The sequence below is a fragment of the Kitasatospora sp. NPDC059812 genome, from assembly GCF_042732075.1.
Classification (GTDB): Bacteria; Actinomycetota; Actinomycetes; order Streptomycetales; family Streptomycetaceae; genus Kitasatospora.
Genome location: NZ_JBHWIO010000063.1, coordinates 24,705 through 46,237 on the forward strand (window position 1 = coordinate 24,705; position 21,533 = coordinate 46,237).

Annotated in this window: 20 protein-coding genes and 4 pseudogenes; 8 read left to right on the forward strand and 16 right to left on the reverse strand. The window is 69.1% G+C overall.

Annotated elements, in window-relative coordinates; genetic code table 11:
- Positions 1-235: 235 nt before the first annotated feature.
- Together ACFV6D_RS26990 and ACFV6D_RS26995 are read right to left on the reverse strand one after the other, a co-directional pair.
- Positions 236-592 carry a beta/gamma crystallin domain-containing protein gene (locus ACFV6D_RS26990; protein ID WP_063351953.1) on the reverse strand — a complete coding sequence of 119 codons (357 nt, stop codon included), beginning with the start codon at positions 590-592 and terminating at the stop codon, positions 236-238.
- A 506-nt stretch (positions 593-1,098) separates the two neighbouring features.
- Positions 1,099-1,251: pseudogene (locus tag ACFV6D_RS26995) on the reverse strand (pirin family protein); the annotation flags it as partial.
- 91 nt (positions 1,252-1,342) lie between these two features.
- Between ACFV6D_RS26995 and ACFV6D_RS27000 the strand changes: the two are divergent.
- Together ACFV6D_RS27000 and ACFV6D_RS27005 are read left to right on the forward strand one after the other, a co-directional pair.
- Complete coding sequence (locus tag ACFV6D_RS27000; protein WP_380561379.1) at positions 1,343-1,675, forward strand: hypothetical protein; 333 nt, start codon at positions 1,343-1,345, stop codon at positions 1,673-1,675.
- A gap of 78 nt (positions 1,676-1,753) precedes the next feature.
- On the forward strand, positions 1,754-2,200 hold the full coding sequence (locus tag ACFV6D_RS27005; RefSeq protein WP_380561380.1) for a hypothetical protein: 447 nt from the start codon (positions 1,754-1,756) through the stop codon (positions 2,198-2,200).
- A 14-nt stretch (positions 2,201-2,214) separates the two neighbouring features.
- On the opposite strand, the gene ACFV6D_RS27010 is transcribed toward ACFV6D_RS27005, so the two are convergent.
- Both ACFV6D_RS27010 and ACFV6D_RS27015 read right to left on the reverse strand, forming a co-directional pair.
- Positions 2,215-3,579 (reverse strand): nitrate/sulfonate/bicarbonate ABC transporter ATP-binding protein, encoded by a 1,365-nt coding sequence (locus ACFV6D_RS27010; protein ID WP_380493203.1) that lies wholly within the window; start codon positions 3,577-3,579, stop codon positions 2,215-2,217.
- Between the two features lie 30 nt (positions 3,580-3,609).
- Positions 3,610-5,286 carry an ABC transporter permease gene (locus ACFV6D_RS27015; protein WP_380561381.1) on the reverse strand — a complete coding sequence of 559 codons (1,677 nt, stop codon included), beginning with the start codon at positions 5,284-5,286 and terminating at the stop codon, positions 3,610-3,612.
- Between the two features lie 466 nt (positions 5,287-5,752).
- On the opposite strand from ACFV6D_RS27015, the gene ACFV6D_RS27020 reads away from it, so the two are divergent.
- From ACFV6D_RS27020 to ACFV6D_RS27030, 3 genes are all read left to right on the forward strand, one after another.
- Positions 5,753-6,172 carry a hypothetical protein gene (locus ACFV6D_RS27020; RefSeq protein ID WP_380493199.1) on the forward strand — a complete coding sequence of 140 codons (420 nt, stop codon included), beginning with the start codon at positions 5,753-5,755 and terminating at the stop codon, positions 6,170-6,172.
- Positions 6,173-6,365: 193 nt separating this feature from the next.
- Positions 6,366-7,139: an XRE family transcriptional regulator gene (locus tag ACFV6D_RS27025; RefSeq protein WP_380334381.1), complete on the forward strand. Its 774-nt coding sequence runs from the start codon at positions 6,366-6,368 to the stop codon at positions 7,137-7,139.
- Positions 7,123-7,596, forward strand: coding sequence for an NUDIX hydrolase (locus ACFV6D_RS27030; RefSeq protein WP_380493197.1), 474 nt, complete (start codon positions 7,123-7,125; stop codon positions 7,594-7,596). Before ACFV6D_RS27025 ends, ACFV6D_RS27030 begins: the two co-directional genes overlap by 17 nt.
- Here ACFV6D_RS27030 and ACFV6D_RS27035 read toward each other — a convergent pair.
- The 12 genes and pseudogenes from ACFV6D_RS27035 to ACFV6D_RS27090 form a co-directional block, all read right to left on the reverse strand.
- Positions 7,584-8,183, reverse strand: a pseudogene (locus tag ACFV6D_RS27035) (HD domain-containing protein). The gene ACFV6D_RS27030 and the pseudogene ACFV6D_RS27035 overlap by 13 nt on opposite strands.
- 117 nt (positions 8,184-8,300) lie before the next feature.
- Positions 8,301-9,599, reverse strand: coding sequence for a serine--tRNA ligase (serS, locus tag ACFV6D_RS27040; protein WP_380493195.1), 1,299 nt, complete (start codon positions 9,597-9,599; stop codon positions 8,301-8,303).
- A 425-nt stretch (positions 9,600-10,024) separates the two neighbouring features.
- Positions 10,025-10,468 carry an NUDIX hydrolase gene (locus ACFV6D_RS27045; RefSeq protein WP_380493193.1) on the reverse strand — a complete coding sequence of 148 codons (444 nt, stop codon included), beginning with the start codon at positions 10,466-10,468 and terminating at the stop codon, positions 10,025-10,027.
- A 112-nt stretch (positions 10,469-10,580) separates the two neighbouring features.
- Positions 10,581-11,387, reverse strand: coding sequence for a hypothetical protein (locus tag ACFV6D_RS27050; protein WP_380493192.1), 807 nt, complete (start codon positions 11,385-11,387; stop codon positions 10,581-10,583).
- The gene (locus tag ACFV6D_RS27055; RefSeq protein WP_380561382.1) at positions 11,384-13,096 is read right to left on the reverse strand and encodes a carbamoyltransferase; all 1,713 of its coding nucleotides are present in this window, start codon (positions 13,094-13,096) and stop codon (positions 11,384-11,386) included. The genes ACFV6D_RS27050 and ACFV6D_RS27055 overlap by 4 nt, the downstream gene beginning before the upstream one ends.
- A gap of 118 nt (positions 13,097-13,214) precedes the next feature.
- Positions 13,215-14,030: a hypothetical protein gene (locus ACFV6D_RS27060; protein ID WP_380334364.1), complete on the reverse strand. Its 816-nt coding sequence runs from the start codon at positions 14,028-14,030 to the stop codon at positions 13,215-13,217.
- A complete protein-coding gene (locus tag ACFV6D_RS27065; RefSeq protein WP_380493186.1) occupies positions 14,027-15,157 on the reverse strand; it encodes a radical SAM protein in 1,131 nt (376 codons plus the stop codon). Before ACFV6D_RS27065 ends, ACFV6D_RS27060 begins: the two co-directional genes overlap by 4 nt.
- A 543-nt stretch (positions 15,158-15,700) precedes the next feature.
- Positions 15,701-16,420: a class I SAM-dependent methyltransferase gene (locus tag ACFV6D_RS27070; RefSeq protein ID WP_380334359.1), complete on the reverse strand. Its 720-nt coding sequence runs from the start codon at positions 16,418-16,420 to the stop codon at positions 15,701-15,703.
- 44 nt (positions 16,421-16,464) lie between these two features.
- Positions 16,465-17,313: a hypothetical protein gene (locus tag ACFV6D_RS27075; RefSeq protein WP_380493183.1), complete on the reverse strand. Its 849-nt coding sequence runs from the start codon at positions 17,311-17,313 to the stop codon at positions 16,465-16,467.
- The gene (locus tag ACFV6D_RS27080) at positions 17,294-18,106 is read right to left on the reverse strand and encodes an aldo/keto reductase (protein ID WP_380334354.1); all 813 of its coding nucleotides are present in this window, start codon (positions 18,104-18,106) and stop codon (positions 17,294-17,296) included. The genes ACFV6D_RS27075 and ACFV6D_RS27080 overlap by 20 nt, the downstream gene beginning before the upstream one ends.
- A 29-nt stretch (positions 18,107-18,135) precedes the next feature.
- Complete coding sequence (locus ACFV6D_RS27085) at positions 18,136-19,326, reverse strand: cupin domain-containing protein (RefSeq protein WP_380334351.1); 1,191 nt, start codon at positions 19,324-19,326, stop codon at positions 18,136-18,138.
- 14 nt (positions 19,327-19,340) lie between these two features.
- Positions 19,341-19,478 (reverse strand): hypothetical protein, encoded by a 138-nt coding sequence (locus ACFV6D_RS27090; protein WP_167745851.1) that lies wholly within the window; start codon positions 19,476-19,478, stop codon positions 19,341-19,343.
- 213 nt (positions 19,479-19,691) lie between these two features.
- Between ACFV6D_RS27090 and ACFV6D_RS27095 the strand changes: the two are divergent.
- From ACFV6D_RS27095 to ACFV6D_RS27105, 3 genes and pseudogenes are all read left to right on the forward strand, one after another.
- Positions 19,692-19,835, forward strand: a pseudogene (locus tag ACFV6D_RS27095) (helix-turn-helix transcriptional regulator); the annotation flags it as partial.
- A gap of 117 nt (positions 19,836-19,952) precedes the next feature.
- On the forward strand, positions 19,953-20,711 hold the full coding sequence (locus tag ACFV6D_RS27100) for a hypothetical protein (RefSeq protein WP_380561386.1): 759 nt from the start codon (positions 19,953-19,955) through the stop codon (positions 20,709-20,711).
- A 161-nt stretch (positions 20,712-20,872) separates the two neighbouring features.
- Positions 20,873-21,061 (forward strand): annotated as a pseudogene (locus ACFV6D_RS27105) (hypothetical protein); the annotation flags it as partial.
- Positions 21,062-21,533 lie beyond the last annotated feature (472 nt).

Genomic DNA, 21,533 nt, shown 5'->3' on the forward strand with positions numbered 1-21,533 from the left:
TTATACTACACCGCACCCTGGGGTTCCCCTTTGGGGGTGGGGATGTGGGGGCTCGGGGGGCCGCCGTCACAACACCTGCGGGCGCCGGCCAGCCCCTGGAGGGCATGGCCGGCGCCGGTGGACCGGAATTGAGCGAATTCACGTCACAGAAAATTCGACGGCGATCAAAATGCTGCGGGGAATTTCGGTGATGCGGCCGGGCGAATTTCTGTTCGGGTCCCGCTCTGTCGGTTCGTCAGAGGATTTGGATGGAGTTGACCCTCGGCGGGCGGTTCGGGTACGTGATGTCGGTCCAGCGGTTGACCCTCACCGAGTCGCCGTTGGCGTCGGAGTAGACCAGGTCGTTGTTCCCCGTGGAGATCCGGTCGATCCACCACCCGCCGAAGCCGATCGTCCCCCCGTTCGCGTAGCAGTCGACGCTGTCACGGCCGTCGAGGTGCGACCAGATCTTCAGGAAGTCATTGCGGCTCCCGTCACACTGGACGTGGTCGATGGCGAAGGCGTTGCCGGACGGCACGGCCACGGTGAGCGTGGCCGCCGCGGCGAAGGCCATCGCCAACGAGCTCACGACCTTCTTCGCTTTCGAGATCATGGATTCTCCTCAACCGGATGAAATTTCGAATCGGAGTCCGCTTCGCAACGAGTTTCGGTTGCGTCGTGCTCGATCAGTATCCAGACCGCCTTTGTGAGGGTCAATCGAACAAGCCTCGACCTTACTTGTTCTCGGTCATTTCGATCCGGACTTTCGGCGAGGCGTGGGGTGTGTTGTTCTGGTGTGTCGCAAGTGGTTCCGGGGCCGGGCGGATGGGCCGTCGACCGAGATCGCCTACCGGCTGCTCTGACGTGGGGTGATGGTCCGACTGCCGACTGCGCGCGACAGGTGTTGGGGGCACCTGGCTGGGAGAGGGGGGTGGGGCTGGCGAGTTCGCGCATGACGTGTCGGGTGTTGCCGGGTGAGGGCGGGGTGGCGTCCTCACGCCCCCGGCCGCCCGCCGGGGGCGTGAGGATGAACCGGCCGGGCGGTGAGGTGGCCGAACTCGCTGAGGGTTGTCCCGCAGCCAAGGCACGCAGCGATTCCGTGCCCGTCGAACGCGCGGGTCAGCGGGTGCGGCCGCGGGGCTTGAGGGGGGTGCCGGGGAGCTCCGGGGCGGGGAGGCGGTTGCCCGGGTAGCCCCGGACGGCGCCGCAGCGGTCGGTGGCGGCCTGCCACTCGTCGCGGGCCTGGCCGATGTCCTCGTGGGACTGCCCGATACGTCGCCGCCGGTCATCTCCATGGCCGCAGAGACGGGACCACCGGCAGCGTCGAGGATCCGGTCGCCGGCGGGGCGCTCCATCTTCGAGGGTGCGGACGCAGCGGATCCGGGCTTCCTCAAGGGCGCGGGCCCCCGACTCCACCATGCGCGCGGCCGTCCACCTGGAGTGCGAACGTGGCGCCGAGGCATACATCCGTGCGCTGCTTCTGCAGGCCCTCAGTGCGTCGGGCCTCGCACCGACCGGGCTGCGTGCCCGGCGTGAGCGCGGCGAGGTCACCAGCCTGCGGGCCACGGTCGCCGTCAACGGCGACGTCGCCCAAGCACTGGAGCCGGTCATCTCGCGCCTTTCCCTGGAGCCGGGCGTCAGCGACCTGCACTGGCACCTGGAGGAGGGCGACACGAAGCACCAGGCCCTGGCCTGACCATGCGTCAGTGGCGCGTCAAGGACCCGACGCCTCCCCGGGTGCCTGGCAGACTGATCGGAAGGAGAGGTGATCCGAATGAGAGCGGTGCCCCGCCCGCGAACCGGTGAGGGCGCGGTGGTGCTGGGTGTGATCGCCCTGCTCCTGCTGGAGGTCGTCGCGCTGGTGGTGCTGCCGGTCCGCGACCGGCCGGTGGTCGGCGGCGCGCTGTTCGGTGCCGGCGTCGCGGTCCTTGTCGTGGCCGGCGTGCTGTGGCAGCGGCTGCGCAGACGAGGCCACCCTGGTGTGCCGCAGGCGGAGGCGGATCAGGAATCGTGGTTCAGCGCCCGCAGCCTGGAGGGCTTCCCGATGGAGGCGGTCCGGCCGCTGCTGCTGAGCGCGCACGCGCCCAGCCTCAATACGCTCTACACCGCGTGGGTGTTCGCCACCCACGGCCACGACGCCGGCTGGATCGCGCGCCACCTGAGCCTTCCCGCCGGCGTGGTCCGCCTGCTCGCCGACGCGGCGGCCCACCGGAAGGACTGAGGCACGCACCCCGCCTACAGGGCGTCCTGCGCGCCGGGTTCCAGAGTGAGTTCGCCGTCGCCGGAGTCGTAGTCGAACAGTTCGGCGTAGCGGCCCCAGTCGATGGCGGTGTCCAGCTGGCGGCGCGCGTCCTCGGCGGAGAAACCGCGCCGCAGCAGGTCGAGGAACAACCCTTCGCGCAGGGTGTGATCGTCGGTGGCGGCCAGGGCCTGGACGATGGCCCGCACGAGCGGGGCGCGGCTGGCGGCGTGGTGGGCGAAGAGCTGCTTGCTGGTGAGGATGTCGGCGGCGGCGAACTCGCGGCCGGCGTCGGTGACGCGGATGCGGGGGCCGTCCGTGCGCGCGAGGTCGAGCAGTTCGGCGGCGTCGACCAGGGGCAGGAGGTCGTCGATCTCGAAGTTGAGTTCGTCGGCGATCTCCGCCAAGCCGTCCTCGCCGCCGCGGGCGACGAGGATTTCCAGCAGGCCCGCCAGCCCGCCGACGCTGACCTCTGGCAGCGGCGCGCTGGTCGGGGTCGGGGCGGGCCGCTCAGCACCACCGGTCGTCGCAGGCTCTACCGCGGCGACGGCAGCTTCCTCCCGGCCGGTGAGGATGCCGTAGACGGTGTCGACGATGGATTCGAAGTGCTGGTCCTGGCGGTTGCGGGGGCGGGGCAGGTCGACGCGCAGTTCGGCCTGGATGCGGCCGGGGTTGGCGGCCAGCACGAGGATGCGGTCGGCCAGCAGGACGGCTTCCTCGATGTTGTGGGTGACGATCAGGATCGACTTGACCGGCGCCTCATGCCCTTCCCACAGGCCGACCAGCTCGTTGCGCAGGTTCTCGGCGGTCAGCACGTCCAGGGCGGAGAACGGCTCGTCCATCAGCAGCGCGTCCGGTTCGACGACCAGGGCGCGGGCGAAGCCGACGCGCTGGCGCATGCCACCGGACAGTTCCTTGGGGTAGGCGGACTCGAAGCCGTCCAGACCGATCAGGTCGATCGCCTTCAGCGCCCGCTCGCGCCGCTCCTGTTCACCGACGCCCTGGGCGTGCAGGCCCAGTTCGACGTTCTGCTGCACGGTGAGCCAGGGCAGCAGAGCGAAGGACTGGAAGACCATCGACACACCCGGGTTGGCACCGGTCAGCGGCTCGCCCCGGTAGGCGACGGTGCCCGAGGACGGGGCGATCAGCCCGGCGATGCACCGCAGCAGGGTCGACTTGCCGGAGCCGGACTTGCCCAGCAGCGCGACGATCTCGCCCTCCGCCAGGTGGAAGCCGATGTCGTCCAGGACCGGCAGCTCCCGGCCGTCGGGGGTGGTGAACGTCTTGGTCACCCGCTCGGCCCGCACGATCGTGGCGCCGGTCGGGCGGGGGCCGGGGGTGCGCGGGTGGTCGGTGGTCACGGGTCCTGCCTCGCTCGCTGGTACGAAAGGTCAGAGGGAGTAGCGGGTCTCGGCGATGCGGTAGAGGCGGCGCCAGAACAGCCGGTTGAGGGCGACGACGTACAGGCTCATCACCACGATGCCGACCAGGATCTTCGGGAAGTCCCCGGTGGCGGTGGCCTGGGTGATGTAGGAGCCGAGGCCGGTGGCGGTCAGCGTGTGGGAGCCGTAGGTCACGACCTCCGCGACGATGGAGGCGTTCCACGCTCCGCCGGCCGCCGTGATCCCGCCGGTGACGTAGGAGGGGAAGATCGCGGGCAGGATGAAGGTGCGCCACTTCAGTCTCCCGCCGACGTGGAAGGTGGTCATCGCCTCGCGCAGGTCGGTGGGGATGGCCGAGGCGCCGGCGATCACGTTGAACAGGATGTACCACTGCGCGCCCAGCGCCATCAGCAGAATCGCGCCGACGTTCAGCGAGATGCCCAGCGCGACGAACGCGGCGGTGGCGAACGGGAAGACGAAGTTCGCCGGGAAACTCGCCAGGACCTGCACCACGGGCTGGGCGAAGCGGGTCACCCGTGGGTTCATGCCGATCCACACGCCGATCGGCACCCACACCACCGTCGCGAACGCGATCAGGATGATGACCCGGCTGAAGGTCGCCGCTCCCAGGGCCAGCGCGTGTCCGAACTCCGCGAGCCCCACCGTGGATCTGACGTAGGCGAACGCCTTCCAGGCCCCGAAGAGCACCAGCACGCTGACCGCACCGGCGAAGAACACGTCCCCCGTCCGCTCGCGCGCCGCCGACCCGCCGATCGGGTGCTCGGCCAGCCCGAACGGCCGGCTCGCCCGGTCCAGCACGCGGCCGATCGGCAGCAACGGGCGCCCGAGCCGTTCGGGGACGCTTGAGCGGCGCAACAGGTCGAGCATCAGACTGCGGGGGCGCTCGGCGGCTTCCGATTCCTCCACCCGGAACCGTTCCGACCAGGCGACCATGGGCCGCCAGAACAGCACGTTCACGCCCATCACCATGACCACCATCACGGCGATCGCGATGCCGACCTGGCCCAGGTTGCCGGCGGCGATGGCCGCTGCGGCGTATGACCCCATGCCGGGCAGCGCGTAGCGGTGGTTGAGGACGCTGATGGTCTCGGAGGCGGCGAGGAAGAACCAGGCGCCGCCGAAGCTCATCATGCCGTTCCACACCAGCGGGATCATCCCGGAGGGCACGTCGAGCTGCCAGAACCGCTGCCACTTCGTCAGCCGCATCACCCGCGCGGCCTCGTCCAGCTCTTTGGGCTGGGAGACGAGGGAGTAGTAGAAGGCGAAGGTCATGTTCCAGGCCATCGCGGTGAAGATCGCGAAGATCGAGGCGCACTCCAGGCCCAGGATCGAGCCGGGGAACAGGGCGATGAACGCGGTCACCGTCACCGACAGGAAGCCCAGCACCGGCACGGACTGCAGGATGTCCAGCACTGGCAGCAGCACTGTGTCCGCCCGCCGAAGCCGTGCCGCGGCGGTGGCGTACACGAAGGTGAACACCACCGACGCCACCAGCGCCGCGAACATCCGCACCAGCGAGCGCACCGCGTAGTACGGCAGGTTCGCCGGGTCCGTCGACACCGTGTCAGGAGCCGTGCTGGGCAGGAACGGCGCGTTCAGTGACGGGGCGAGCCGCAGCAGACCGTACAGGAACGCGACCAGTGCCACGACCACCAGCACGTCCACCCACCGGAATGCCGGCCGCCGCCACACCCCCCGCGAGGGGAACCCGCCCGGACCCGCCACCTGGCCTCCCGTGTCACCGTCGGCTCGCTGCCTCGGCCAGGAAACCATGCCCGGGAAACTCCGGACGAGTCCCCGCCGAGCGACACGCGAACACTCACCGACAGAAGATCCAGAGCAGCCGAGGCGTTCCTCACCCGGCGCCCACGTCCTCCTCGCCGAGTTGCCCGCTGCTCTCCACCCGCCGGGCGGCCGGGTCGGCCGCAGCCGCGAGCATGGTACCGGTGATTTGTTAAACCGGGGAGTAGAGATCAAGGGCGTGGCCGGTGCCAACGGCGTCAATCAGGGCTTGGAGTTCGGGTGGTGGGGGTGCGTTGGTCCAGGCTCGCCAGCAGCGTCGGAGGGTGATCCAGGGGCCGAGCCAGTCGTTCGCAAGGCCGTTCGATTCCTCAAGGTCGAAGGCGCCCTGGTGCTCGCGCACGTCGACTTCGACTCGATCATGGTGGCCGGTCCACCGGCTGACCTGGACCGGCGGGTGTGGCACGCCTTCACCGACGATCGCCAACCGTGGATGGACCACGCGAACGGCCGCATCGGTCGCGCACTGCCTGGCCTGGTCGCGGCCGCCGGGCTGACCCTGCAGCGCACCGAGACACTCACGACCGCCTCGACGGTACTCACGGGCTACGCCGAACGTCGACTGGACGACATGCGCAGAGCACTGCTGGGCTCAGTTGCACGCGGCACGACGACGGTCACCGCAGCCGATGTGACGGACTGGCACGCGGCAGTGCAAGCCGCGGCCCGCAATGGGCGCTTCTTCTTCTCCGAGACGGTAGTGGTGACCGTGGGCCTGAACTCTTCCGGCCCACCGGCCAGCGGTGCCTAGTCCCGGCGGTCAGGCGCTCGCCAAGCACCAGGGCCGCGCGCGTCGGTGCCGGCAGTGCTCGGTATCTACCTGCGATGTGACAACTCACTTGGGACGTAGGTCGAGTGTGTATCGCAGCGCGGGAATGGTGAAGCCCGTGATGGGTCCCAAGACGTCCTTGTGAGTCCCGCCGCAGTCCGGTTGGATATCCGCTGTGAACGAGCGATTGCGCTCCGCACTCGCCCAGCGCGGTGTGCCCCCTGCGGCACTCGCGACGGTCTGCGAGGTGGACCCCAAGACTGTCACCCGTTGGTTAGGCGGTCGCGTACCCCATGCCCGTCACCGGTGGACCGTTGCACGCCACCTCCAGGTGGACGAGACCTTCCTCTGGCCGGAGCCCCGTTCCCGGGCCGCACAGGTCACCGGTCCCGGTGCCGGCCTCGTGGCCACCTACCCCGATCGTGCCAGCGTCCCGCGGGAGATGTGGCTCTCCCTGCTCCTCGAGGCAGATCAGGTCATCGATGTGCTGGTGTTCTCGGGGACGTTCTTCGCCCAGTCGAACCCGCGCATCGCCACGATGCTGGCGCAGCGCGCGGCGGCCGGGGTGACGGTCCGGCTGTGCTTCGGTGACCCGCAGGGCCGCGCGGTGGCGATCCGCGGACGTGAGGAGGGCATCGGCGACGCCCTCGCAGCGAAGATCGGCGCCTCGCTGACCTACTACCGGCCGCTGCTGGGCACGCCCGGCTGCGAGATCCGCCTGCACGACACCACGTTGTACAGCTCACTGTTCCGCTATGACGACGACCTGTTGGTCAACCCGCACGTTTGGGGTCAGCCGGCGTCCGCGAACCCGCTGCTGCACCTTCAGAAGGACGGCGGGCTGGGCTGGTTCGACCGCTACGCTTCGAGCTTCGACGCGGTCTGGGACTCCGCCCGGCCGTGGACCGACGACGCGCAGGGGAGCCAGTCTCATGGCGGGCAGGACTGAGTACTACGGCGATCCGGACGCACCGGCCGCGAACTCGTTGGTCCCTGCGAGCAACCTGCTCGTGCAGAACGAGGCCGGCGAGATCCTGCTGCAGCGCCGACGCGACACCGGACAGTGGGCGCTGCCCGGCGGGAAGCAGGACATCGGCGAGTCCGCCGCCGACTGCGCGGTGCGCGAGTGCGAGGAGGAGACCGGAATCAAGGCGGAGATCACCGGACTCCTCGGGGTCTACTCCAATCCGGAGCACATCGTCGTCTACAGCAGCAACGGTGAGGCTCGCCAGCAGTTCGAGGTGGCATACATCGGCCGCGCGGTCGGTGGTACCCCGACGATCAACGATGAGGCCGACGGCGTGCGCTGGGTGCGGCCGGGCGACCTGGACGAGTACGACATCCACCCGAGCATGCGCCAGCAGATCGGCCACTACCTCAGCGGTCGGTACCCCTACCTCGGCTGACTCGCGGCAGCGAGCCGGTGTTCTGTACGGGCTACCGCCGCCTCGATCTCGGGCTGTGCGCGCTGGATGAACCGTCCCACCAGCGTGCCGGCTCCGTACCTGGCGAGGATCTCCGAGATCCGGTCTCGGGCGCTGGTCGGCGTTCCGTCGGGGGTGGTGGTGTCGCAGAAGATCAGGGCGTCCACCAGCACCTGGTCAGCGAGCATCGGGAACTCGTGCTACAGGGTCTCGCGGAGCCCGCGTTCCTCAGCTTCCAGCAGGGCGAGCGAGTGGTTGGCCACCAGCCGCACAAGCCGCGCGTCTGCGCCATGCTGGTTTCGCAGGAACCTCGCACCGTCCAGGGGATGAAAGCCAGCCAGGGCCAGGCGAGGTGCGTAGCCGACATCGTGGAGCACGGCGGCGGCAACCAGCAGGCCATCATCCGGCCCGGCGACCGCGGCCAGTTGCTCGGCTCGCCGTGCAACCCCCTGGGAGTGCGACCACCGCCTCGGCAGAGTGTCCGCCAGCTCCTGCCCGGCGATCCGCCGCGCCCACTGGGGCAAGGTCTCCGTCACGGTGTCAGCCTCCCCGTCTGGCGCCTGGTCCATGGGTTGCTGCAAGAGGGCACGCACTGCCTGGGCCACCGCCGATAGCGGCGGCCCAGGCAGTGGCCTCTCCTGCGCGGCAAGCCCGGATGTGCTATCCCGGGCCTGCCGCCGGTACGACTACCTGGGTGCTGCTGGGGTCAGGGACTTGCAGCCGAGCCAGCGCTGCAGCACCGCCGGCACCGTCACGGTGCCGTCCGGCTGCTGGTGCTGTTCCAGCAGGGCCGGCACCAGGCGGCTGGTCGCCAGCCCGGAGCCGTTCAGGGTGTGCACGTAGGCGGCCTTTCCTGCCGCGGGGCGGTAGCGGATGTTGCCGCGCCGGGCCTGGTAGTCCCGGGCGTTCGATACCGAGCTCACCTCGACGTAGCCGTCGATGCTGGGCAACCAGACCTCGATGTCGAAGGTCTTGGCCATCGACGCGCTGGTGTCCTCGGCAGCCAGCCGGGTGATTCGGTGGTGAAGGCCGAGCGCCTCGACCAAGTCGGCTGCCTTGGTCAGGAGTTCCTCGTGGGCGGCATCAGAGTGGTCGGGGTGCGCGAACTGGAACATCTCGACCTTGTTGAACTGGTGGCCGCGAAGGGTTCCCCGGTCGGCGGCGCGGTAGCTGCCGGCCTCGCGTCGGTAGCAGGGCGAGTAGGCGACGTACTTGCGCGGAAGTTCGTCCTCCGTCAGGACCTCGTCGCGGTGGAGGTTGACCAGGGCGGTCTCCGAGGTCGGCAGCAGGAACCGCTGCGGCCCGGCCGGACCCTGTTCGAGGGCGAAGACGTCCTCGGCGAACTTGGGGAACTGGCCTGCGGTGTAGCCGGCCTGATAGGTCAGTAGGTGGGGCGGCAGGATCAGCTCGTAGCCGTCCTGAACGTGGGTCTCGATGAAGAAGTTGAGCAGCGCCCATTCGAGGAGCGCGCCGTTGCCGCGGTAGACCCAGTTGCCGGTGCCACCGAGCTTGACGCCGCGCTCGTAGTCGATCAGCCCGAGCCGGCGGGCCAGATCGACGTGGTTGTGCGGCTCGAAGTCGAAGTCCGGCCGGGCGCCGTACTCGCGGACGACCTGGTTCTGCTCCTTGCCGCCGCTCGGCACGTCCTCGTCGGGCAGGTTGGGCAGCTGGTCAAGGAACGCCTGGCGCTCGGCGGCCAGGGCGGTGAGCTGCTCTTCGAGTGCGGCAAGGCGGGTGCCGAGTTCGGTTGCCTCTGTGCGTTTGGCGATCGCGGCCGGGTCCGTCGGATTGAGCCGCGCGATCTCGCGAGAGATCTGCTTGCGCTCGGCGCGTAGCGTCTCGACCTCGGTCGTGCCGTGTCGGTAGTTCTCGTCCAGGGCGAGGAAGGCGGTGAGGTCGATGTGAACGGCTCGCTTCGCCAGCGCGCGTTCGATGCGCTGAGGGTGCTCGCGGATCACGGTGATGTCCAGCATTTCGGGTCCCATCGATCAGTCGGAGTCCGACGTGATCCCTTGGGGGCGTGGGCGAGAAGGGAACTCGCGGTGCCACCACGCCTTCGCCGTCACCGAGATGACGGCCTCGACAGCTCGATGACGGGAGCGAACCGGCGGGGCATTGGGCCGAAGCCGACCGTTCCTCCCCGCACTCGGGAGGGGATTCACCACTGGACGCGAGGCTGCCTTCCCAGCTGCCGGCAGCTCTCTCGGCTCGCGTGCCCTGCGGCTACTTGTCTCCGTCAGCGCGTTGCCCAGAGGATAGAACGCCCGGGGCGCCGTGAGCAACGCAGAATCGCCGTCCAGATTCGGCCGATCACCCTGAGTGACGTCATGGCGATGGGTGCGGATCGCTGTCGTGCCAGCTCAGCAGCCCCCTGCCGCCGGTTCTCGTGAGGGCCGGCTGCCGAAGCTGATCAGCGCCGCTCGGCCAGCGCGATCAGCCCGCGCACCGCGTCCGAGACGTTCGGCAGGGCATTCGGCCAAGCCCAGACGAAGTCGTCGTGCTCGCTCAGGATGATGGGCTCGGTGCTTGGCGCGGTGGCGGTGAAGGCGTACTGCCGGCCTCGCTGCCCCTTGCGGTTGGTGTAGTCGACGGAGCCCAGGTAGCCGGTGATCGTCACCGTCAGACCGCACTCCTCCAGGGTCTCCCGCAGAGCGGCCTCCTCCACGCTCTCACCGGGTTCCACGCCTCCGGACGGAAGCTCGTACAAGCCCGCCATGCAGTCGCCCTGCTTCCGTCGAAGGAGCAGGACCCGGCCACGGTCGCGGATCAGGCACCCAGCACCGAAGCGCTCGATGCCGTCACGAGCAGCATCCTCTACAGGGGCAAGGACGGACGGCGGGACGTTGCGGCACATGCGCTGCTCCTGAGGTCCGGACCGCTCAGGGTGAGCTGGGCCGATACGGGTGAGGGTCATTCTCGTGCCGTGGTCGGCCTGAGGCGGGGACCGCCGCAGGCCAACTGCCCGTCTACGGCGTGTCGCAGTGATCCGCCCAGCTGCCGGCAGCGTGGGCGGCCCGGACGCGGTAGTCGTACAGGGCGCCAGGCGGGTAGTGGTCGATGCGGCTGCTCCAGTAGGTCGCCAGGACCCGGGCGACGGTCGTGACAGCCTCGCGCGGCGCCGCTTTGAAGGCCGGGACGGTCTGGACGAGTGCTTCGGCGCAGCGGGGGCTGTGCCCGGCCACGATGAAGTGCGGCACCATGAACGCGGCCACCAACCAGCCTGCCCCCAAGCGGCTGGAGCCCCAGTCGATCACGTGAACCTCGCTGTTGATGATCAGGTTGTCCGGTCGCGGGGAGCAGTGGAGCAGCGTGTCACCGGCAAGGATTTCCGCCGGCACCGCCCGGTAGGCACGGTGGTCGCCGATAGGAGCGGCACCGGCGAACGGGCTCGGGGTCAGGACGTCGATCAGCATGCTGATCTTCTCCAGGACCATCGGGATGTCCGGTGAGCGCGGGCTCAGATCCGGGTGGCGCCCGTCGACGTGCTCGAAGACGAGTGCGAGCCAGCCGTCCACGGTGTCGGACCACAGCAACCGGGGTCCGAGGTCGGGTGGCAGGACGGAGTTGATTCCGGCCTCCAGCTGGTGGTCCTTCGAGAATGGGTGGCAGACGGCTATCGCCTTGAGGAAGACGCGTCGGTGGGTCAGGGTGAGGGCGGCGCAGACGCCGGGGGTGTGGCCGCCTGGGCGCTCCTCGACGTGGAGGACGGGGCCGAACTCTCGTTCCACCGCTATGCGTAACGGGGCGGGGATGATGCCGCCGGGGTGGTTCACCGGGTGGTCTCCTCGATGACGTACGGGCCGGCCACGAGTGCGTCCAGGCCGCACCGCAGGAAGGTCGCGACCGCATCGCCCGGGGTGCAGACGATCGGCTCGTCCGCGCCGTTGAACGAGGTGTTCAGCACGACGGGCAGACCCGAGAGCTGGTGATAGGCGTCGATGACGTTCCACAGCAAGGGGTTTGTCTCCCGGTGCACTGTCTGGACCCGGGCGGAGCCGTCCACGTGGACCACGGCTGGAAGGCGATCCCGCTGCTGCTGGCGCACCGTGCCGGTCGCCAGCATGTACGGGTAGAGAAGTGCGCCGGCCGACGGCAGGGCGAAGAAGTCGTCGGCGCGTTCTGCCAGTACAGCCGGCGCGAACGGGCGAAACGCCTCCCGCTGTTTGATCATGGCGTTGATCCGGGAAGCCGTCGTGGCGTGCTGAGGAGAGGCGAGGATGCTGCGGGCTCCCAGCGCCCGCGGTCCGAACTCCATGCGGCCCTGGAACCAGCCGATCACCTTCTCCGCCCTCAGCAGCCGGGCGGCTTCCCGATGCGGCTCGGCCGTGCGCCACACCCGGTACCGTCCGGCAGGGATGCCGCCCAGGGCCGAGCGGATGGTCTCCTCGTCGTAAGAGGGGCCGAGGAAGGCGTGTCGCAGCGGGCGCCGGACCGGGCTGACCGCGGTGGCCAGTGCCGCGCCGACGGAGGTGCCGGCGTCGCCGGCCGCAGGCTGGATGAAGATCCGGTCGAACCGGCCCGAGGCGATCACCGTGGCGTTGGCGACGCAGTTGAGCGCGACGCCGCCGGCCAGGCAGAGCGATCGTCGCGGCACGAGGCGCTGGGCGAAGGCGAGGTAGGAACCAACCAGCTGCTCCAGAAGGTGCTGGAGGGCGCGGGCGATGTCGCGGTGCCGATCGGTGATCTCGTCCTCGGTACGCCGGGGCGGCCCGAGGAGTTCGACCAGAGCCGGGCTGAACAGGTTGCGCTGGGCGCTGGGCCGACGGTGGTGGTCGAAGTAGCGCAGGTTCAGGTGCAGTCGGCCGGTGCGCGGGTCGAGCCAGGCGAGGCGCTGGATCTGGTCGAGGTACCGGGGGCCTCCGTAGGCTGCCAGGCCCATCACCTTGTACTCGTCGCTCTGCGGCCGGAAGCCGAGATACCGGGTCAGGGCGCTGTACAGGTATCCGAACGAGTGCGGGTAGACGATGTGATGGCGCCTCGTCATCCGGCCGTCGGTGCCGTCATGGATCGCAGCGGTCTCGTACTCGCCGCGGCCGTCGAGCGTGACGACCAGGGCGTCATCGAAGGGGGAGGTCAGGTAGGAGCTGGCGGCGTGCGCCCGGTGGTGCGGCACGGGTATGAGCGGCAGGTGGCCGGGTAAGAGGCCGCTGCGACGGACTACGTGAGGCAGCCGGCGGCGCGTGCGGTACTTGTCCAGGTCGGACAGCAGCGAGCCGATCGACGCCGGCGTGCCGTAGCGCAGGTTCGACGGTGCCAGGAGGAGGTGGAGCTTCGGGTCCACGAACAGCGCTGCCTGGTCGAGGTCCTGCGGGTGGGCGCCGGCCAGGTCCAGGCAGGCCCGGATCGCCTGCTCGGGGAACGCCTTCGTGTTCTTGATCCGATTCAGGCGCTCCTCTTCAACGGCGGCGACCACCGTCCCGTCGTGAACGATGGCCGCCGCCGCGTCGTGGGTACCGAAGTTCAGCCCCAGAGTCAGAGTCAACAGCGCCTGCCGATCCGCTCACGGCCTCCCATGCACGGGCGCTGGGTTCTGGGGGCGTAGATCATGCTGTCGGCCTGGACGTGGCTCTCGGGGGCCGTTCGTGGCGGGGCGAGGTCAATCACAGGACCGCCTCCTTGAGCCCGGTGCTGCCGGCGCGGGGACCGGAGTGCCTTGAGCGTTGCGAGTTCCGGACGGTGTCGATCACTTCGTTGACGTGCTCCGGTGAGGACATGGTGATGGCGATGGTCTCCACACGCGGATCACGTAGCACCCAGGCGAGAGGGCGGAGTCTGCCGCTGCCAGTGCGGGCGAGCGGGTCGATCAGTGCACCGCGGTTGAGCGGCGACATCCCGACGAAGCCGCGGCCCGCCTGCGAGATCTGGGCCAGATGGGAGACCGGCCAGGGTGAAGCGAGGTGGTACTGGGCAGCGACGGCCGTGATCGGCTCCTCCCGCAGGGCAGCGCGGACGGCCGCAGGGCCATGGCAGTAGGCGTAGACCGCGTCGATCCGGCCGGAGGCGAACGCCACCTGGGCGCCACACCGGTAGAACTCCCTCAACGCCGCCTGATCATTGAGCAGTCCGGTTCGCTCTGTGCGTTTGAGATCGACTTGCAGCACCACGGCGTCGATCCGGCCGATGCCCAGCTGGCCAGTGGACATCTCGATGGCCGTGTTGATGCGCGCTTCGAGATCCCCTCGCAGCGGGCACTCCGCCTTGACCAGGTGGCGCAGCCCGGCAACCGGGCCGACCTCGTCCAGCACCTCCCGCACCGCCCACTGCGTGCCGAGGTGCGGGTTGGAGTGGATTATGCGCACCCCGGCCCTCAGCGCGGTACGCAGCGCTTCCAGTCCGGGCCGGGAGTCCTTGCCAGGCAGCAGACGGCCGGCCACGAACGTCGAGGTACCGAAGCACAGGCGTTCCAGGTCCGTCACATCTCACCCCGTGCTTCCAGCGCCTCACGGGTCAAGATGGTGCGGAAGTGCGCGATCGACTTCTGCTCGCCGACGACCTTGTCGAACCGCAGCTCGCCCAGCTGGTCGCGGTAGTGCTTGCGGTTCGGGTTATCGATGTCGAACTGCTCGCTGTCGCGGTAGCCGGTCAGCCGCTTGAACGTCTCACGCTTCTCGTCCAGCGACATCCCCCACAGCACAGGAGGGTTCTTCTGGCTGATGCAGACCGTCGTCATCCCGTTCGGGCTGATCCGCAGCTTCCAGCAGCCGCCGCACGGATAGTCCCAGGAGAACATCGCGAGCACCGCGACCTTCACCCCGGTGTCGCCGATCTCGTAGTAGTTGTAGCTCGGGTTGTCGCCCTCGATCGACTCCCGCCGTACCGGGCGCAGTTCACCTGCTTTCGCGAGCGCTGCGAGGATTGCCGGCTCCTCCACGAACTGGTTCTTCCAGAATGCCTCGCCCTCGGCACCGAGCTGGGCGGGGTTGGAGGGGAAGAACTGGTTCAGCTTGATCGCGAGCTGGCCCGCCCCTCCGCTGTTGTTCAGCTCCCGGGCGTAGTCGATGAAGGCGGGCAGCTCGTGAAGGGTGTCGCGCATCGTCACGCACGAGATCTTCGTCAGGGTCGGCAGCAGCTCGACCGAACGCTCGATGCTGCGCAGGGTGTCACTGTGAAAGCCCCGGCGGGTGATCAGCAGATTGCGCTGCTCGTCCAGGGTGTCGATGCTGACGATCGCCCGGGTCAGGCCGGCGTCGACCGCCTCCTCGATGAAGTGGTGCAGGCGGTAGCCGTTGGTCGTGACGATCTGCTGGTCGTAGCCGATCTCCTTGCCGGCGCGCAGCAGATCCACGAAGTCGCGCCTCACGGTCGGCTCTCCACCGGTGTAGTGGACCCGCCGGAAGCCGATGTCGTAGCCGGCCTGCAGGACTTCGATCGCCTCCTTCAGCGAAGGCTGAACGATGACTCCCTGCTTCCCCTCCGGCAGGCAGTACTTGCAGCGGATATTGCAGCGGGACGTGATACCGAACCGGAGGTTCCATTTGCGCATACCGGGCGAGTACCGGTTGTCCATCACCTTCAGGGATGTCTGCCTGGCTTCGTGCTTCATGGGCACCTGCCTTTCAGGTGAATAGCGTCCAGGAAGAGAGCTACGCGGATTGAACCGATCCCAGAAGTGGGTGCTGTTTTCCAGACTCAGAGTCTCCTGCGCCGTCAGAACGGAGAATTCTCCCGATTCTGGCGGGTCTACCAGGTGCCTTCCAACCACGTTTCGGGACGCTCTGGGGACGTCCCGAAACGTATCCAGTGGGGGCTGCCTGGCGTCTCCCGCGCGGTGGCAGCGCGGAGCAGGATCGCGCCGCACTGCGAGTGACGGCGGGACCGGATCGGGGGTCTACCGAGGGAGGTGCATGCTGCTCGTCCCGCTATTGCTACGAGCCGCCAGGGCGCGATGACGTTAGGCCCAAAGGCCCAACTGCCGTATTCACGAAGACGGCGAGCTCGACACCGACATGGGCGAGGCTCTGGCCTCCGTGCCAGCGTTACGCGCGGTGGCTGGCTGTTTGCCGACGTACCGGCCTGCCGAGAAGAGCACGCTGCCAATCAGGGCGCTGGAGGGCGCGTGCCCCAGCGCCGGCAACGAAGCGCTTGCTCAAGCGTTGGCCAGCCACAGACCCTTGTACTGGATCTTGGGGTGCCGGTGGTCTCTTGTGGTGGTACCGGCCGGGGTGTAGCCACAGGACCGCAGCAGGTCTGCCGTTGTGACTTGGTGCCGTTCCTCGTTGTAGACGCCGATGATCAATCGGCCGCCCGGGGCGACGACATGGTCCAGCAGATGGGCTACGTACGCTCCACGCAGGTCTACCGGTACGTAGTCCACGCCGGTGCGGACGGCGTCGAAGCGATGCGGAGGCTTCCAGCCCATCGCGTTGGCGGTCCAGATCCGATGCGCCCACTGCGGGCAGCGGGATCGGGCGAGGTCGGCGAGGGCAGTGGAGATCTCCACTCCGTAGGGCTCGATGGTGATCCCTACCTCAGCCGCCCAGTCGGTCAGGCTCTCCATCAGGTGTCCGTTGGCGCACCCGACGTCGAGGAACGTCCCGCCGTGGAGCGGGAGAAGGTCGACGAGCAGGCCGCGGGCTTCTCGCCAGCGTTTCTCGTCGCCGCTGTGGCCGGACTGGGCCCGCGGATTGTCGCCGTTGAGGTAGGCCGGTTCGAGAACGTCCAGGACAGCCGCGTGCCACTCGGCGACCGTGATCTCGCCCGCCTGGTAGGCGTCGTCGATTGGCGCCAGATCGCGCCAGCCTCGCTCCTTCGCGCTCGCGATGTCCTCGGCGTCGTGACCGCCCGGAGGGCGCGCGATGGAGTCCATGCGCACTCCTTCCCTGTTCGCTAGCTTTGTTGCTGGTCCATGGTCTACCTGACGAGGCCGGGGTCCGTGCCCTGCGGCGGGGTAACCCCAGTCAGCTCGCATGCCCGGTCAGCGAGGAGAGGGGCAAGTTCTGGGTAGTACCCCCGATCGACAGCCTGGAGCATCTCCGCGAGAGCGATCAGCTGACCGACACGTCCGGCAGGAGTGTCGAGGATGTCGGCGAAGTCCGCGCGGACGCGGTCCGCGACCTCGGGCACGAGGAGGCTGCTGACCCACAGGACTGCGGGGTCGTAGCCGATCGGCACCAGGCCCCACCGTTCCCAGTCGAGGATCTTGAGCGGCCCGGTGGTCAGGTTGGCCCACTGGAGGTCACCGTGCCCGGTGGTCCGCTCGACTTCGGCCGGGGCCGGGATGCCGAGGTACTTCGGGAAGACCTGTTCGACCCACGTCTGGCGCAGAGTGATCTTCGCGCTGGGTGCTTCCGCGATGCCGGCCAGCGCGTCCTTCAGCGCGCTCCACCAGCCGTCGTCCAGGCCAGGATCGTCGCGAAGATCCGGCGTGGAGGAGACCGCGGGACCTACCAGGTCAAAGACGTCAGCCTGGTAGAACCAGCCGGTCTCGGTCCAGTCCGCGGTGTTGTGGAGCCGGGGTCGCGGGACGGAGGCGGGGATGAGCTGTTCCGCACCGAGGGCTCCCTGACCGGTCGGTCGGGGCGCCCGGTAACGGCTGTTTCTGGAGACCCGAAGCCAGATACTCTCGGCTCGCCGGCCGATGGTGGTTCCGGAGGTGCCGAAGACCGCCGGTCCGGTGCACACGAGGCCGAGGAAGGCCGCCGCCTTTTCGTGCGCTGCCGTCAGGTTGTGTCGGGTGTCGTCATCCGGCTGAAAGGACATCGAGCACCGTCCTGAGTCGCTTGTCGGGGATCGGTTCGGCGAGAGCTGCCCAGGCATCGTCCCAGTGCTGACGGGTGCTGGTCGAGGTGAGGACGACGTCCAGCGCCGGGCACGCTCCGATGACCTGGAACGCGGCGGTGTATGGGGTCGATCCCGGCGCGATGAGGTTCACCAGTTCGGGTGTCATCAGGCCCGGTAGTTCACCGCCGTGCAGGGGCGCGGACGCGAACGTGGTGATTCCGGCGTCGCGCGCGTGGACGAGCGGCCCAGCACCGTCGAGGGCCAGGGCGAGAGGCTCGGCCATGACGAGGCTGACCGGCATTTGTACACCGGCCAGGTGGTGGTCCGTCGATCCGGCGGCCTCCCGCGCCAGTCCAGCCAGCTCGGCGACCGTGAACGCCTGCTCGGTGAAGCCGGACCAGGTGGCAATGCCGTAGCCCCCGATGCGGCCAACGTCCGCGAACTCTTCCAGCACCGCGAACGCGGCCCTGATATCGCGGTGCAGCTGGTTCCGGTCGTGGCTCGACCGCTCGGGATTGTGGACGAACACGACGTCGGCACGGCCGAGCACGGCGAGCGATTCCTCGGTCTGGGCGCGGACGTCCACGGGGGCGAGGCTGTGGCGGCCGCCCGGGTGGAAGCCGGTCTTCGTCGTCACCTTGGCGTGCGGGTGCTCGGCGAGGACGGGGGCGAGGTCACGGTGCGCCTGGCCGTGGGCGTAGTTGGGGGCGGTGTCGATCCATCGGGCTCCGGCCATGAGGGCAGTGCGCGCCGCGTCGCCGGCAGCGCGCACCCGGTAGGTCCCCAGGCCGAGAACGGGGCTCACCGGTCGGCCTTGACGACGGCGAGGACCTGGCCCTGGACCAGGGCGGTCAGGACGCCGGCCACGTCCTTGACCTCCAGGCCCGCGGCGTCGGCGAGTTCGGCGATGCTGGCGGTGTCCCCGGTCAGCAGGATCTGCAGGGCGGGGCTGGCGCGCTCGGCGAAGTCCCACGCGGTGCCGGCAGCGGACAGGGTGACGGTTCCGGCCTCCGGGTTGCTGGTGAGTTCGGCGCGCGGGGCGGTGAGTCGCACCGCGATCTCCCTGTCCGCAGAAAGGGTGTCCACGTATGGCAGGGACGGTGCCAGTCGGCCGAAGTGGGTGGTGCCGGTGGACCGTGCCCAGCGATCGATCAGGTTGGGGTCGGACAGTGCGGTGAGCACCGCGGTCCGCAGGCCGTTCTGGTAGGTGGCCTTCGCGTCCGCCTCGGCGTGGCGCGGGACGTCCATCCGCAGGACGGTGCTCTCGTGCAGCTCGTCCACCAACCACCCCACGAGGGCGGCACCGGTCTGGGCGACGAGCCCGAACGTGAGGTGCAGCGACTCCGTGCCCTGGTCGGCGGTGACGCTGTGCCACCAACCGCGAGGCAGGTAGAGGACGTCGCCCGGGTGGAGGACGAGGTCCGCGACGGGCTCGCCTTCGGGCTCCTCCGGTGAGTCCACGTCGCGGAAGGTGGGTGCTTGCCGGGTCGGCTCCCACAACCGCCAGCGCTTCGCCCCGTACTGCTGGACCACGACGACATCATGGTCGTCCCAGTGCCGGCCGAAGCCCTCCTGCTCGGTCCAGGAGGCGTAGGCGTTGGTCTGCACGGTTGTGCCGACGAAGCGTTCCAGGTCCTCGGCTGCGCTTCGGATCGGCGGGTGGATCTCGTCGATCGCGTCCACGACGAGGGAGGCACCTTCGGCGAGCCTGGCGTGCAGCTGGGCGGGGTGTAGCCGGTTCCAGGTCACCCCGCGTCGGTTGGTGGTCGGCGTCGAGTACCGGCTGACGGGGACGGTCTGGCCGTCCTGCGAGAGCCGCAGCCGGGGCGGCTCGATGCGGTGGGTGGCGAGGATGGTGTTCAGATCGTCCCAGGACAGGAGGGGAGCGGTGTCGGCTCCATCTGCGGGGAACACGGCGCAGGAGCGGTGGAGCGCCTGGGTGAGGAACTGGTCCCCACCCAGGCGCACCGCCCACGAGGCGGTCTCAGGCATCGTGGGCGTCCTGCTCAGGTGTCGTTCTGGTCGGATCGGCCGCCGGTGTTGTCGGACGGCACGTCGGCCCGGGAGCGGGCGGCTCGGATGTTGCGGACGGCGACCAGCAGGCCGCCCTCGTCGTCGTGAACGGCGGGCGTGGTGCTCTCCATGCCTTGTCCTTCCTTCCAGTGGTATCGCCGTGGTGTCCGGCGAGCTCTACGAAATCGCTGCGAACCGTCTTTGAACAGAGCAGAATTGCTGCATTGACGCTGCATCTGTGTGGCAAAGCGTCCGCTGGCCTGGCACCTTCTGGCGCAAGCGGGTTCCGGCATTCTTGGGGACGGGCGATGGGGGCACAGCGCGAGCGGTTCATCACGTTGCGCATGAGCGCGGGGTACACGCAGGAGTCCCTCGCGGTCGCGATGGGGGTCGACCGGACGACGGCCGGCCGGTGGGATCGCGGTCAGGCTGTGCCCCGTCCGTGGCAGATGCCGAAGCTCGCCGAGCTGTTAAAAGTTGACCAGCAGGAACTCTCCGAGGCCCTGCTGGACGCTCCTGGGCGGACCGGTCCAACCGGCAACATGGGGCCGGTGCAGGGTACTTCTCTGCCGGATGGAGCTGGCCGGCAAGCTGCGGCACCGGAAATGGAGGCGGCCGGTGCCGAGGAGACCAGGGCCGGCGTGGCGTCCATGGCCGTCATGGACGGCGGCGTCCGGGTCGGTTGCCGGACGGTCGACGGGAGGATCGTCTTCGTGAGCCTGCCGCGTCGGCCCCTGTTGCGGGCCGGCACCGCTGTCCTGGGCGTCACACCCTCCGAGAGATCCGCAGCACCCGGCCCCTGGGCCGTCCCGCCGGCGCTTTCCACTGAGATCCACCCGGTCGAGAACATACGGTTGCTCCGCAGGTCGCTGGTCGAGTGCGACAACGTCCTGGGGCCTCGCGAGGTCGTCGCCACGGCCCAGGAGCACGTGCGCCTCATCCAGCATCTTCGCCGCGAGGCCTCCGGCCGAGACCGGCACGACCTTCTGCAAGTGCAGGCCGAGTACGCCGAGTTCTGCAGCTGGCTCTACCAGGACAGCGGCGATCACCGTGCCGCCCAGTACTGGGCGGACCGCGCCGTCGACTGGGCGAGCGCCTCCGGCGAGCAGGAGCTGACCGCCTACATCATGGCGCGGAAGTCCCAGCTCGCCGGCGACATGCAGGACTCCATCGAGGCGATCGACCTCGCCGCCGCGGCCCAGCGCTTGGCCGGCGCGGGAACTCGGTTGAACGCCATGGGGGCGGTGTACGCGGCCCACGGACACGCGCTGCTCGGCGACGAGAGGACAGCCCAGCGCGCCTTCGACCAAGCTCTCGTGCTGCTCGCCAAGCCGCCAGAGGCACCGTTCGGCCGAGGCCGGTGACTCAACGAGGCCTACGTGGAGGCCCAGCGCGCCCGGTCGTTGTCGTCCCTGGGGCGCCACCGTGAGGCGGCATCCGGCTTCGAGAAGGCGATATCGGCGGAAACACCCTGCGCAGCGACAACCCCCGCCTGCTGGTCAACAGCGACAACCCCCGCCTGCTGGTCAACAGCGACAACCCCCGCCTGCTGGTCAACAGCGACAAGCGCCGCGCCGACCGGATCGCGGCCGGCAAGCCCGAGTACCCCCTCAAGGTCACCATCTCCGCCAGCGGCGACCTCAGCCGGGACCTCAAGTTCTGGTACTTCGGCGGCAAGAAGGTCGTCTACACCACCGATGCCGCCGCACCGCGCTTCCTCCACCCGGCGGACTACCCCGGTGGAAGCAGCCGACGGATGGGACTTCTGGAAGCTCGGACGATCGGCGACGTCGTGCTGCTGCGGTACGCCCCCAAGCCTGCGTCCAACTGATCGTCGGGTGCGTCACGCCCGTCGTTGAGCTCCCGTACGGGAGAGCCACCGTCGTTGGCCTCGAAGGCTTCCTCGGCCACTGCCGGGTACGGTGGCTCTCCAGACGGGCGGATAGCCTACGAGCAGCCTGCAGCGCAGCTGAGAGGACCTCGACTGTATGACCGACGGCATCGGGCTCCCGCCCGAGTGGGTGGCCCGGAAAGTTGTGGCGTACGACGAGCTCCGGTCGGCGTCGGGCTCATTGTGGTGGTTGCAGTCGGATCCTGATCACGGTGGATGCCGACGAGTCATGCGCGCCGACCGGTCAGGCACGGCCGTCGCGGTGACGTCCCCCGACTTCTCAGTCGGAGGCCAG

Bases quoted from the DNA above. Each gene is read 5' to 3' on its own strand.
- ACFV6D_RS26990 (WP_063351953.1), bottom strand. From the start codon at position 592: ATGATCTCGAAAGCGAAGAAGGTCGTGAGCTCGTTGGCGATGGCCTTC.
- ACFV6D_RS27005 (WP_380561380.1), top strand. From the start codon at position 1,754: ATGAGAGCGGTGCCCCGCCCGCGAACCGGTGAGGGCGCGGTGGTGCTG.
- ACFV6D_RS27030 (WP_380493197.1), top strand. From the start codon at position 7,123: ATGGCGGGCAGGACTGAGTACTACGGCGATCCGGACGCACCGGCCGCG.
- serS (WP_380493195.1), bottom strand. From the start codon at position 9,599: ATGGGACCCGAAATGCTGGACATCACCGTGATCCGCGAGCACCCTCAG.
- ACFV6D_RS27045 (WP_380493193.1), bottom strand. From the start codon at position 10,468: ATGTGCCGCAACGTCCCGCCGTCCGTCCTTGCCCCTGTAGAGGATGCT.
- ACFV6D_RS27065 (WP_380493186.1), bottom strand. From the start codon at position 15,157: ATGAAGCACGAAGCCAGGCAGACATCCCTGAAGGTGATGGACAACCGG.
- ACFV6D_RS27070 (WP_380334359.1), bottom strand. From the start codon at position 16,420: ATGGACTCCATCGCGCGCCCTCCGGGCGGTCACGACGCCGAGGACATC.
- ACFV6D_RS27075 (WP_380493183.1), bottom strand. From the start codon at position 17,313: ATGTCCTTTCAGCCGGATGACGACACCCGACACAACCTGACGGCAGCG.
- ACFV6D_RS27085 (WP_380334351.1), bottom strand. From the start codon at position 19,326: ATGCCTGAGACCGCCTCGTGGGCGGTGCGCCTGGGTGGGGACCAGTTC.
- ACFV6D_RS27090 (WP_167745851.1), bottom strand. From the start codon at position 19,478: ATGGAGAGCACCACGCCCGCCGTTCACGACGACGAGGGCGGCCTGCTG.
- ACFV6D_RS27100 (WP_380561386.1), top strand. From the start codon at position 19,953: ATGGAGGCGGCCGGTGCCGAGGAGACCAGGGCCGGCGTGGCGTCCATG.